The sequence below is a fragment of the Rhizobium sp. 862_C5_N1_2 genome (assembly GCF_051811205.1).
Taxonomy (GTDB): Bacteria; Pseudomonadota; Alphaproteobacteria; order Rhizobiales; family Rhizobiaceae; genus Rhizobium; species Rhizobium leguminosarum.
This window is the reverse complement of sequence record NZ_JBPWPT010000001.1, coordinates 310,576-322,750: the sequence shown is the minus strand read 5'-3', so window position 1 is coordinate 322,750 and position 12,175 is coordinate 310,576. Positions and strand designations below refer to the sequence as shown.

12 protein-coding genes are annotated in these 12,175 nt (G+C 62.3%); 1 reads left to right on the top strand and 11 read right to left on the bottom strand.

Annotation, left to right across the window (positions count from 1 at the left end; genetic code table 11):
* The first annotated feature begins 173 nt into the window (after window positions 1–173).
* On the top strand, window positions 174–1,193 hold the full coding sequence (locus ACD590_RS01620) for a LacI family DNA-binding transcriptional regulator (RefSeq protein WP_183619644.1): 1,020 nt from the start codon (window positions 174–176) through the stop codon (window positions 1,191–1,193).
* 33 nt (window positions 1,194–1,226) lie between these two features.
* Here ACD590_RS01620 and ACD590_RS01615 read toward each other — a convergent pair whose 3' ends face one another.
* From ACD590_RS01615 to ACD590_RS01565, 11 genes are all read right to left on the bottom strand, one after another.
* The gene (locus ACD590_RS01615) at window positions 1,227–2,237 is read right to left on the bottom strand and encodes a zinc-dependent alcohol dehydrogenase family protein (protein ID WP_183619646.1); all 1,011 of its coding nucleotides are present in this window, start codon (window positions 2,235–2,237) and stop codon (window positions 1,227–1,229) included.
* Between the two features lie 88 nt (window positions 2,238–2,325).
* Window positions 2,326–3,114 (bottom strand): L-iditol 2-dehydrogenase, encoded by a 789-nt coding sequence (locus tag ACD590_RS01610; protein ID WP_018244754.1) that lies wholly within the window; start codon window positions 3,112–3,114, stop codon window positions 2,326–2,328.
* 132 nt (window positions 3,115–3,246) lie between these two features.
* A complete protein-coding gene (locus ACD590_RS01605; protein WP_018244753.1) occupies window positions 3,247–4,305 on the bottom strand; it encodes a carbohydrate kinase family protein in 1,059 nt (352 codons plus the stop codon).
* The gene (locus ACD590_RS01600; protein ID WP_183619650.1) at window positions 4,305–4,976 is read right to left on the bottom strand and encodes a D-lyxose/D-mannose family sugar isomerase; all 672 of its coding nucleotides are present in this window, start codon (window positions 4,974–4,976) and stop codon (window positions 4,305–4,307) included. The genes ACD590_RS01605 and ACD590_RS01600 overlap by 1 nt, the downstream gene beginning before the upstream one ends.
* Window positions 4,976–6,130, bottom strand: coding sequence for a Gfo/Idh/MocA family protein (locus ACD590_RS01595; protein WP_183619652.1), 1,155 nt, complete (start codon window positions 6,128–6,130; stop codon window positions 4,976–4,978). The genes ACD590_RS01600 and ACD590_RS01595 overlap by 1 nt, the downstream gene beginning before the upstream one ends.
* A gap of 21 nt (window positions 6,131–6,151) precedes the next feature.
* On the bottom strand, window positions 6,152–6,976 hold the full coding sequence (locus ACD590_RS01590; protein WP_130750789.1) for a class I fructose-bisphosphate aldolase: 825 nt from the start codon (window positions 6,974–6,976) through the stop codon (window positions 6,152–6,154).
* A gap of 157 nt (window positions 6,977–7,133) precedes the next feature.
* Window positions 7,134–7,907: an SDR family NAD(P)-dependent oxidoreductase gene (locus ACD590_RS01585; protein ID WP_182563804.1), complete on the bottom strand. Its 774-nt coding sequence runs from the start codon at window positions 7,905–7,907 to the stop codon at window positions 7,134–7,136.
* Between the two features lie 11 nt (window positions 7,908–7,918).
* Window positions 7,919–8,644 carry an SDR family oxidoreductase gene (locus tag ACD590_RS01580; protein WP_018244748.1) on the bottom strand — a complete coding sequence of 242 codons (726 nt, stop codon included), beginning with the start codon at window positions 8,642–8,644 and terminating at the stop codon, window positions 7,919–7,921.
* A gap of 29 nt (window positions 8,645–8,673) precedes the next feature.
* Window positions 8,674–9,951: a D-tagatose-bisphosphate aldolase, class II, non-catalytic subunit gene (locus ACD590_RS01575; RefSeq protein WP_439003503.1), complete on the bottom strand. Its 1,278-nt coding sequence runs from the start codon at window positions 9,949–9,951 to the stop codon at window positions 8,674–8,676.
* Window positions 9,951–10,928, bottom strand: coding sequence for a tagatose kinase (locus ACD590_RS01570; RefSeq protein WP_439002017.1), 978 nt, complete (start codon window positions 10,926–10,928; stop codon window positions 9,951–9,953). The genes ACD590_RS01575 and ACD590_RS01570 overlap by 1 nt, the downstream gene beginning before the upstream one ends.
* A 30-nt stretch (window positions 10,929–10,958) precedes the next feature.
* Window positions 10,959–12,173, bottom strand: a complete 1,215-nt coding sequence (locus ACD590_RS01565) for an ROK family protein (RefSeq protein WP_113541873.1) — start codon at window positions 12,171–12,173, stop codon at window positions 10,959–10,961.
* Between the last annotated feature and the right edge of the window lie 2 nt (window positions 12,174–12,175).

The following is a 12,175-nucleotide window of genomic DNA, read 5'->3' as shown; positions in this document are numbered from 1 at the left end:
GGGGAGCCCACACGTTCGGCGTGTGCTTGATGCGGCGTCCCGCTAATGATCTAGTGGAATGACAAATGGAGGTGAACTTCAGCAGCCCGCCTGATGAATCGACCGCTCCTGTGCTAGCGTCCTATGCGCGCCTGAAAAGACGCGCGGCGCCGTAGAGAAAGAAATGCGAGCACGTGACGACCAGCATCAGACATATCGCTAAGCTTGCAGGAACGTCAGTCTCTTCGGTCTCGCGTGTTCTCAACAACAGCGGTTATGCCTCGCCTGAGCTCAGGGACCGGGTCGAGGCGGCAATCCGAACACTGAACTACACACCCAGCAAGGGTGCACGTATGCTGCGGGGTGCACCAAGCCGGATGATCGGACTGATGCTGCCGTCGATTGAAGTGCCTTTCTTCGGCATCCTGGCCCATGCCATCGAACAGGAACTGTTCCAGCACGGCTATCAGACGTTGATCTGCAGCACGGCGGAAAACATGGACCATGAGGTGCGCTACATCTCGATGCTGCTCGCCCAGCGCGTCGACGGCGTCATCGTGGCGAGCGCCTTCGGCAGTATCGAGCATTTCGGGGTGCTCAGGGACGCCCGTATTCCGATCATCGCCATTGACCGCGAGCTGAGCGGCATAGCCGACGACGCTGTCATGGCCGATCACGAGGAAGGTGGACGGCTGATGGCGCGCCATCTGATCGACCTCGGCCACCGGGCGATCGCCATCGTCGGCGCGCCGGCACACAGCCAACCTATCCAGCTTCGCCTTCAGGGCATCACGGCGGAAATGGCCAAGGATGGCATCGCACCTGCCATCGTGGCGATGGCAGAAGAGCACAGTTTTGCAGAGACCTACCGGCTGGCGCGAGAATTGCTGGCGTCTCGACCTGAGGTCACCGCGATCATCGGCACAACCGACGTTTCGGCGATTGCCGCAATCCATGCCATCCAGGATCGCGGATTTTCCGTTCCGAACGACTATTCGGTCGTCGGCTTCGACGACCTGCCGGAGGCAGCCTACGTCTTTCCACGGCTGACAACGGTCGCACAGCCGATCCGCGATGTCGGGCGGCAGGCAGCACGGCTGCTGGAAGCGCTGATCGAAGAGCACCAGACAGGGGACGCATCTCGGCAGGGTGCGATCGTAAAGGTGCCGGTCACGCTGATCGAGCGCGATTCCACCGGCCCCATCCGCAGCTGAGCAGGCGGTGCGGATCAGAGTGGCGCGGCAAAGCTAGGGTCGGACGATGACCTTGATCTCGCCCGGTAATGGCGCGTTGCCCACCACGTCGGCGACCTCCTCGAGACCGATGGTTTTGGTGACCAGCGCGTCCAGCTCCAATGTCCCGTTTGCTACCATTGCCGCAGCGCGCGAATGGGTGAAGGGATTGAGGTAGGCCGGCCTGATATCGACTTCGTTCACCAGCAGATCGAAGGGCAGAACCGGCACCTCGACACCTGCCGGCGTGACCCCGAAAAGCACGAAGGTGCCACCGCGCCGCGCCATCCTCAGACCGCTTTGAAGCGTGTCGGGCACGCCGGCGCACTCGATGACCACGTCTGTGCCGCCTTTGGTAACCTCTCGCACGGAAGCGATCGTGTCCGAGGAGGCCGGGTCGAAGGCGTGCGTCGCCCCCAGGCGCAGAGCGGTTTGGCGTCGCGACTGCTGGCGCGTGATCAAAATGATCTCGCTCGCCCCCGCCAGGCGGGCCAATTGCACCATCAGCAGACCGATCACGCCCCCGCCGAGGATCGCGACGCTGTCGCCCGGACGGATCCTTGCCTTGTCGATGGCGTGGATACAGCAGGCCAGCGGTTCGCTGAAGGCGCCGTGAACGGGATCGAGGTCGGCCGGCAACACGAAGGCCTGCGCATGCGGTACCGCCACATATTCCGCAAAGCCGCCATCCCGTGTCACGCCGATGGCAGTCAGGCTCTCGCACAGGTTCGGCCGCGCCCGCGTGCAAGCCGGACAGATGCCGCAGGCGATGTTGGGGTCGACCGTGACGAGTTCCCCACCGCTAAACCGTGTCACACCATCGCCGATCTCCTCGACTATGCCGCAGAATTCGTGGCCCAGCGTGACGGGGATCGCTGTCGGATATTCGCCCTTATACATGTGGCGATCGGAACCGCAGATGCCGGCTGCTGCCACCCTGACAAGCAGTTCGCCTGGCCCGGCAACCGGTTTCTCAACGTTGCGCATGGTCAAAGACCCGATCGACTCCAAGCGTACAGCCTTCATTCCACTCCTCCAGACCTCAAGTTCGATTGCCGATCGTGCTGATGAAGCCGCCTTGCAGGATGATGCACCCGCGACGCGGCTCAAACGCTCAGCTCATGACATTGCCGCCATCGACATTGTAGCACTGCGCCACGATGTATGCTGCATCAGGCCCGGCCAGGAAGGCCGCCATGGCAGCTTGTTCTTGGGGAGCGCCAAATCGTCCGGCGGGAACGGCGGCAGCCACGCGGCGCTTGACGTCACCGGGTTTCAAACCTTCCCGGCTGCCGAGTTTTGCATCGACGACGTCCCACATCGGCGTATCGACGACGCCGGGAGCGATGGCGTTGACGTTGATGCCGTACCGGATCAGCTCCAGAGCGCAGCTTTGCGTGATGCTGATGACCGCCGCCTTGGATGCGCAGTAAGCCACAGCAGGACCTTCGCCCCGACGCCCCGCCTGGGACGAGAAGTTGATGATGCGTCCACCTTCCCCTCTCTCCACCATGTGCCGGGCAACGGCCTGTGTCATGAAAATCACGCCTTCGATATTGACCTGAAATACCCTAGCGGTGCGCTCCCGGGATATTTCCAGAATGGACTCGACCTCGTAAATGCCTGCGGCGTTGACCAGGATGTCGATCTGACCGGCGGTGGCTATGGAAAAGCGCGTCGCTTCTTCGATGCTGTCCTGGCTGGTCACGTCAAGGGCCACACCCCAGGCACCAGGGCCGATCGCTTCCGCCACCCGCGCGCATCGTTCACCGTCGAGATCCGCCACGACAACCCTGGCGCCTTCGGCGGAGAAGCGTTCGCATACGGCCTTGCCGATGCCGCTAGCTCCTCCTGTGACCAATGCCACCTTGCCGGAGAGCCGCGCCGTTTCCGCATATGTCATCGCACTGCCTCCCCGGTCGGACCTGCGCCGGCAAGGGTGCCGTGCGCGGCTGCCATAATGAATAGTTTCATGTTTGCTCCTCCCTTGACTGAACTATAATCGTAGCCGCCCTCCTGAGGCGACGCCAACGGGCTAAGCGGATTGCGGGCTCGTCTCCTGCGCCTCCCGAAGGAGCACAGACATGTCGGGGATGCCGTCGGTGGCCGTCGCACCCGCGAGGCAATGCGCAGCCGCAGCATGGGCGACGGCGCAGATATGCTCGACCGGCCAGTTCTCATGCAGGCCGTAGAGCACGGCGGCACAGAAGGCGTCTCCTGCGCCGACCGTACTGACGATGTCATCGGGATCGACGGGTCGTGAACGCGTCATGATCGGGGAGGCGCCGGGCGTAAACCAGAAGCAGATTTCCGGCGCATGGATGATCGCGCCTTTGGTGACGCCTGCGGCAAGCAGGCGCTCGCCCGCTTCCAAAAGCCCCGCCTCGATCAAATCTCCCTTCGCATCGCGAACGATGACGCCGGTTGCCCGACCCGCCTCCATCTCGTTGATAATAAGGAAATCGCAGAAGGGCAGAGCGACGCCGACCTTGGCCGCAAATTCCGGGTCTTCGCTCGATACGAAATCCACGCAGGTCGTCAGCCCCGCGCGGCGTGCGGCTTCCAGCAGGCGCGATGCTCCCGAACGACCGTCGGGGCTGATGCGGTCGAGACCCGGCAACAGCATGAGATAACCGAGATAGAACAGCCGATAGCCGGCCTTGGCGAAGGCTGCGGGTGAGACAAGCTCATCCGTGACGGCATCGTTGGCGCCGCCATGATAGAAGAAGGTCCGGTTCTGGCCGGGCACATTCATGACATGCGTATGCGCCGTCACCCGGTCGGCAAGCGCCGTCAAACCACCGACATCGACGCCGGCAACCGTAAGGCGGGCCTTGACGATCTCTCCGTCCTGATCAGCGCCGATGCATCCGGCCGCCGCCAGCTTTCCGGGAAATCCGAGCGAGGCCAGATCGGTGACGACATTGGCCGCCCCGCCCCCCACGCCCAGATCCTGGTGCAGGATATGCGCGAGATTGCCCTGTTCTGGCCAATAAGACAGGGTGTGGACGCGATCGACGATGAAGTTTCCCGCGCAGACGATGCCGCCCTGCTTCTGACTGTCGCGATCGCAAACCTCCTCCCCGACCCGCATCAGCTGACCCCTTCATTCCACAAGGGTCTCAGCGGCGGCTCATCTTCCTCGATCGCGGCAAAGCGCCCGATCGGCTCCAGAAAGAAATTGTCGTTGTTGTCGTCGTTGACCTGGCTGACCTCGCCGACAAGGACAGGTCCGCCCCCTTTCCTGCCGTAGAAGCGATGGTAGAGCCCCCTGCGGATCGTCACGCTTTGGCCAGGCTGGAGAACCAGCGGCTCCCATGCAGCGAGCCGGCGCGGCAACCCGTCGACCGGAACCGTCACATCCTCCGTCAGCACATTGCCATCGGCATCGGTTGCGGCGAATTCGATGATGAGATCGCCGCCGGCGCGATTGATGATGTCTTCCATCTTCGCCGCATGGCGGTGCGTCGGCGTGACCTGGCCTTCTTCGACGAAGAGCAGCTTTTCGGCATAGGTCCGCTCCCCCTCGACATCAACGATGCCATTGCGCAGGCAGAACAACACGAGGCCGCATTCGGCAAACCGGTTCGAGCCGAAATCGGTGACATCCCAACCCAGCTGATGGGCGCGCAAATAGGATGAAGCCTCCGGATGTGCGGCAAAATCCGCCGCCGTCCAATACCCCCATGCCGGCAGGGACCAGTGCAAGCGCTCGAGGGTCTCGGTTGCCCGCAGCAACGCGGCGTTGATCGCAGAGCGCTGCATCAGACGGACGCCCCGTCATACGCGACCGGTACCACGACGTCCTCGCGACCGGATTTAAGGGCTGCCGTCAGAACCGCATGATGCTCCTGCGCCTCCGCCGGCGTCGCGCAGCCGAAACCGTTCGCACCCCCGCCGGCAAGCTCATCGACGAAGGCCGCCCACATCTGCTGTATGGCGTCGGCAAAACCGAATTCGAAGATCTTGCCTGTTATGGCCGGAAACAGCGAGCCATAGCCAAGATCCTCGGTGCTCCAGGCCTGCGCTCCGCCATTATAATCCATCCACTGCCACTGGCGCGGCGACTTCGTGCTGAAGAATGCGCTTTTCTTCATGCCGAGAACCCTGATGTACCAGGTGTTGGATTCGCCGGGCGCGATGCGCCAGGTTTTCAGCACCATAGGGAAATCCTGATCCCCGGTGCGTACGCGGCTGCTGATCGTGGCATTGTCCCAGGTGGTGCAGGGCAGCATGCCGCCCTTGCCGTCGGGACGTTCGGTAACCTTCTTGACCAGTTGCGCATGCAGGGTCGTCGGGCGCCAGCCGAGACGCAGCGGCACGTGCAGCACATGCATGCCGAGATCACCCATGCAGCCATAGTCGCCATTGATCTCGGCCATGCGCTTCCAGTTGATCGGCTTCTGCCGGTCAATATCCGAAGAGTGCAGGAAACCCGCCTCGACTTCGAGGACATCCCCCATCTCGCCGCTTTTTGCGAGCGCGATGACCTTCTGTGCGCCGGGGAAGAAAGGCATTTCCGACGAGCAGCGGACCAGGAGTTCGGGATGCTCGGCCAGAACCGCCATGATTTCCCGGTTCTGAGCGGCGTCCATGCCGAAGGGTTTTTCGCCGAGAAGATGCTTTCCGGCCTTCAGGATGTCGATATAGAATTGCTGGTGCAGCACATGCGGGACAGCGCAATAGACCGCATCGATCTCCGGATTGGCCAGAAGCTCCTTATAGTCGGCTGTGAACTGCCGAACGGTCGGCACATGATCCCTGAACCAGTCGAGCAGCGTCGCGTTGGTATCACAGACCGCGACGATTTCCGGTCGCGCCTTCACATCGGCCAGATGCAGCCAGCGCGCCGCAGCACTCGCGAACTCGCGCCCCATCAGACCGCAGCCGATGACGCCGAAGCGGAATATTTTCGTCATGACATCTCCTCCCCAGGCGCGTCAGCCAATATGAAGCGAGGCTTGCTCGACGGAAGCCTTGTCATGGACGATCGCCATCAAGGCCCGCGTCATGCCGCCGGGATTGTTGTGTTGAATGACGTTGCGGCCATAGACGATGCCACGGGCGCCCTGCTCCATCAACTGCTTGGTGCGGATCAGGATTTCCTGATCCGAAACGCGGCCGCCGCCGCGCACGAGCACCGGCAGGCCCTGAGCGATCTCGACCACGCGGTGATATTCCTCGACATTGTCGCAGGGGTCGGCCTTGATGATATCGGCGCCGAGTTCGGCGGCCTGGCGCACAAGCGGCAGGATCTTGTCGATCGCGCCGTCGACCATGTAGGCGCCCTTTGAATTGTCCTGCATGACAAGCGGCTCGACCATCAGCGGCATGCCGTAGATCTCGCATTCGCGTTTCAAGCTGTTCACATTGCGCACACAGGCGCGGTAGACGTCCGGCTGGTCCGGCAGCATCAAGAGATTGACGACGACACAGGCCGCATCCAATGCAACGCCCTGTTCCACCGCCCTGTCGATCATTTCCGAAAACAGCTGAGACGGCAGGGGATTGCCATAGATGTTGGCGATGTCGGTGCGCAGCACCAGTGCCGGGCGCTGCTTGCCGGGAATAGCCTGCAGAATGGGTGCCGTCCCCGGCGGCAGCTGAATGGCATCCGGCGCCGCTTCCGCGATCACCTCGATGGCAGTCTTCATGTTCTCGATGCCGGCAAGGAAAGTCCGCTCATTGAACATGCCGTGATCGATAGCAACGTCAAAACAATTTCCAGACACGCCGAAGAGTCGGTTCAACCGCGCGGATTTCATCATGCTCCTCCCAGATATGGCAACGTTTCCACATTCGAATAAACAGAGCAGAATTGCGAGTCAAGAAAATGTGGTAACGTTTCCACATTCGTTGATTTGTCCGTAGCCGGCCTTCCCATGCGGACGAGGCGCCGCTCGCGCCTCGCCCGCGCAAGCACTACCAGCAGGTGAAGCCTGCATCGACGTTGACGATTGATCCGGTCATCAGGCTGGCGGCGCCCGACGCGAGGAAGAGGACGGCGCTTGCAACCTCTTCCGGCGTTCCCATCCTGCCCATCGGCGTGTCGGCGAGCCAGAGCGGAATACGCTCGCGATTGGCTTCGACGGCCACCACCATCGGCGTCTCGATATAGGTGGGCGCGACAGCATTTACCCTGACGCCGTGGTGCGCCCACTCGGCGGCCAACGAACGCGTGAGGTGATGGACTGCCGCCTTGGAGACGTTATAGGCCGTCTGAGGCTGGGGCCGGTTGCAGATGTGACCCGACATCGAGCCGAGATTCACGATGGCGCCGCGTTTCATCGAAATCATGGGACGACCGAACGCGCGCGAGCACCAGAATACGCCGTTGAGATTGACGTCCATCATGCGCAGCCAATCCGCGTCGGTGAGCTCTTCCGCTGGGATGCCACTCTGGCCAATTCCGGCATTGTTCACGAGGATCGTTGCCGGCCGGCCGCCATCGGCAAGCTCGGTTGCGATCGCATCCATTCGGGCTGCGTCGGTGACGTCGCCGACCCGGACTTCGACGTCGTACCCCTTGTCGCGCAGCGCAAGCGCTTGCTCAGCGTCGGCCTCGTTGCGTTCGATAACGACGACGGCGGCGCCCGCCTCCGCCAGCGCCTCGCTGCAGCACAGCCCGATCGCGCGCCCTCCGCCCGTGACCACCGCCCGTTCGCCGTCGAGGCGAAATTTCTGCTGGTAACTCATGTTCGGCTCCTTCAGATGTCAAAGGCGCTTGGAAGCACCACGATATCACGGATGGTGACGTTGCGCGGACGGGTCAGCATGAAGATGATCGCGTCGGCGACTTCCTTGGGCTCGATCAGAGCGCCGGCCTCCTTGGCCTTGCGAAGGTTTTCCTCCGGCCAATCCGCAAGCAAAGCGCTGATCACCGGCCCCGGAGAAACCGACCCCACACGAATGCCGCTTTTCAGAAGCTGGCGTCGCATCGTCTGGACGAAGCACGTCATCGCCCACTTCGATGACGAATAGACCGGTTCCCATGGAATCGCCGAATGTCCGGCGACCGAGCTGGTGACGACAATGTCGCCCGTGCCACGTTCGATCATGTGCGGAATGACGTTTCGAACGTTCTTGATGACGACGTTGACGTTGAGATTGAGCATCCGATCGATGGTATCGAGGTCGGTTTCCACCAGGTCACCGCCGATATAGGTGCCTGCATTGGCATGCAGGATGTCGAGTTTGCCGGTCTTCGACAGAATGCCCTCGAGTAATCCCGCACACTCGCCCGGATCCAGCAAGTTGATCTTGAGCGGAATAGCGCGCTCGCCAAGCCGGTCGCAAACTCTCTCAAGGGCCTTCTCATCGCGGTCCACCAGCACGACCGTCGCGCCAGCGGCGAGCATTGCCTCCGTCGAAGCGAGTCCTATCCCGGATGCCGCGCCGGTGACCGCCGCGATCTTCCCATTCAATTCCGTCATCGATTTCTCCTCCTGCTTGATCCTGATTGTCAATTCTTCCCGACGCCGCAGGCGGCGTGATAGTCCGAGAGACTCTTCGTCACTCTCCAGATCAAAACCTGTTCCGGATCGAGCGGCGCATCTGCGAAATCCTGCGCGGCCGGCATATGCTGCCAAAGCAATGGCAGCGGTACGGATTGGCCTCGAAGGGCCTCGCATAGGCGCCGGACGGCCTCTTGTGCTTCAGCTGACGCCCAATAATAGCGGATGCGGTCAGACAGCGAATAGTGCCGCAGCCAGCGCATCTCGGCGTTCGTCCCGTGGTAGTGGCGGCTCCAATTGCCTGGCTGATCGAGCATCAGCGCTTCCATCGCCGCATAGAGCGGACGCTCGCCGTAATTGGGCAAGAGGTCCGACGCGATCGCATCCAGCGCATAGAGCGCCTCGCGCAGGACGAAGGTCAGCTCGGGACCGACCTTCAGAATGGGAAACCCGTCCTCCACCAGCGCGGTCAACGGCCGGGTCCCCTGATAATCCGTCGAGTGAGCCTCGAAGACGAATTGCGGCTCGTCGGTCAGCACCGATTTCAGCGCGTCTATCTTGCTGCGATCATAAAGGATGACATTGTGATTGCCGAACTCGACGCCCGGCTGAACGACCAGCCCGATGGCCCGTCCAAACGCTTGCCCGAGTCCTGCCTCCGCAAAGATCCGGCGGTGGACTTCGATCGTCTTCAGCGCCGCTGCGGCGGCCGTCGGTTCGATTGATGTGAGGGCATGATCGGCCCCGCCAGGCGGCGGCACTTCGGTGCCGATGACATAAACCGGCATTGCGCCGCCCCTCTTCTTCGCCGACGCCTCGGCGACCGCCGCAAGCCGGGCGGCACGATGGGCCGTGGTTTCGTCGTCGAGCGCCACCGGCTCCTCCTTGCAGCCCATCGAAGCATCGAGGTGAATCTTGCGGAATCCGGCGTCGACATAGGCGGCAACCATCTTCTCGGCCTCGGCCATGGCCTCTTCCGCCGGGCGGTCGCGCCAAGGATTGGGGCCGAGGTGATCGCCGCCGAGAACGATAAGTTTTTCGGGGCACCCCTCCTCCGCCGCGATCTTCATTACGAGGGACGCGAAGTCGCTTGGCGTCATTCCGGTGTAGCCGCCGAGGTGATTGACCTGATTGCAGGTCGCTTCGATCAGGACGGTGCTCTCGTGTTGCCGCCCGTGTCGGAGTGCTGCTCGAAGCACGATCGGATGGGCGGAGCAGACGGAGGTCACACCTCTCGGGTGGCCTTCGCTCCTCAGCTTGGCCAGTTCGTTGAGATGCACCTGCATCACGGGCGCCTTTCCGTTGAAGCGATAAACGCATCGAGTTCTTGCTGAGTGCCGGCACCTTCCATCGGACCGAGGACCGTCACGTTGCGGGCGCCAGCGGCCGAGGCATAGGTAAGCGCTTCCTTCTGAGACATTCCGAGCCGCCGGCAGGTGAGATAGGCACCGCCAAAGCAATCGCCGGCGCCCGTGGGGTCGACCTGCTGAACGACAAATGCCGGCGCGTCGATGCGGTCTCCTTGCCTGCCGAAGTAGGTCGCGCCTTCGGCTCCGCGCTTCAGCACGACCTCCTTGACGCCAATCTCCAACAAGCGGCGGATCGCTTCTGCCTCGCCTTCGACACCTGCGGCACGCTCAAGCTCTTCTCCCGACGGCAGAAGCAGATCGGCGGCAGCCACGAGCTTGGAAAACCGGCGCTCGGTGTCCGCGTCCAGCTTCAATTCCTTGCGAATGTTCGGATCCACCGAGAGAGTTCCCCCGCGTGCCTTGACGATGTCGACCGCCTTGTCGATCACCGCGCGCGCACTGGGGACAGACAGCGCCGAACCCATCACGTGAAGATGGCCGCTCCGATTGATGAGATCGGCGACCGCTTGAGACCAGCCGAAGCGCGCAGCTGCTGATGTGGCGATGTTGTAGACGAAATCCCGGGAGCCATCCTTGCGGTAGCGAACAAACGCGCTTCCTGTTGGATAGTCCGGATCGATCGAGATCGTCGAAACATCGACGCCGTCACGTTTGAGGCGATCGGTATTAACACGACCGAAATCGTCATCGCCGACCGCGCCGACCATGGCGGCCTTGCCGCCCAGGCGGCCGCACTGCGAGATGAAGATCGCCGGCGCCCCGCTCGCGAACGGACCGACGAGCGGCTGGGCTTCGAGAAAACCGTCTCCCACCGTCGTGGCGACGATCTCGACGAGGATCTCCCCTACGCAAACCGTGGGACCAAGCTGGTCCGGAGCCAGTACTGAAGTCATTTGCAATCCTGCTTTCGATCGTTCTTGTCGTCAACTCGTCGCCGATTGGACCGGCGCGCCATCCTCGCTGCCGAACTCCTCGCTCTCCAATGACAGAAAGCGCTGGTGCAACATGCATGCCGCCCCGAAGGCAGAACCGAACTCCGCATCATCGTCCACGACGATCTCAGGTGTGGGGAAGGGTATATTCTGGCCCTCCGACATGTGGACCGCCACGCGGGCGGCGACCATCGGGTAGAGGGATGCGACGGAGCCACCTAGCACGATCCTGTCGGGGTCGAGCAGACGACAGGCCTGCAGCAATGCGTATGCGAGATGGCGCGACCAGGTTTCGGCGATATTGACCGCAGCCGGGACACGGTCACGAACGCCGCCGAGGAATTCCTGCAGATCCGCGTGCTTACGGCCAACAGCCTCACGATACTGCCGGATGAGCACCTCGCGACCGATCAGCTGTTCAAACTTCTGACCGCCGCTTCCCGGCACCAGAGTGTGGCCGATTTCGCCCGCCAGGCCGTGGCCGCCCCGGAATAGCTTGCCATCGATCATGATGCCGCCGCCGACGCCCGTTTCCATCAGCAGGAACAGGGTCACGCCTGCGGCACCGTGGCGATAGCTGTCACCGATCGCAAAGGCGTTGGCGTCGTTTTCGACCGCGATCGGAACGGCCGCCGGGAAGGCGGACCGCCCAATCTCCTTCAACGACACGTCTCGCCAGCCGATGATGGGGGCAAGCGTGACAATTCCGTCCGGCCGGATATGGGCCGGCGCCGAAATGCCCAGACCCTTGCACCGTCCGATCATCCCTTTCGCCATCGCGCCGACAATCAGCTCGACGCCCTGCGATACGGCCTCCTCCACCGTCGAAGATGGTGTGTCGAACGCTATTTTCCGGCATGCCCGGACGTCGGCGGAGAGATCGACAACTGCAGCCGATATATGCTCGACGCCAATCTCGATTCCGACGAAGAATGCGGCATCGGGGACCAGTTCGAGCATGATGCCCGGACGACCGGCGCGGGAATGCTCCAGGCGCTGTTTGCCGCTCTCGTCCGACTCCTGAACGAACCCGCCTTCCGTCAGTTCGGCGACGATCTCTCCCGAAGATGAGCGATTCATCCCGAGCTTCCGGGCCAGGTCGGCCCGGCTGAGGCTTCGATGGGCATAGATCGTCTGCAAGGCGGCGACGATATTGTTCTGTCGGATCCTGCGCGGCGAACTTCCCATGGAGACGGTGTCGTTCATAT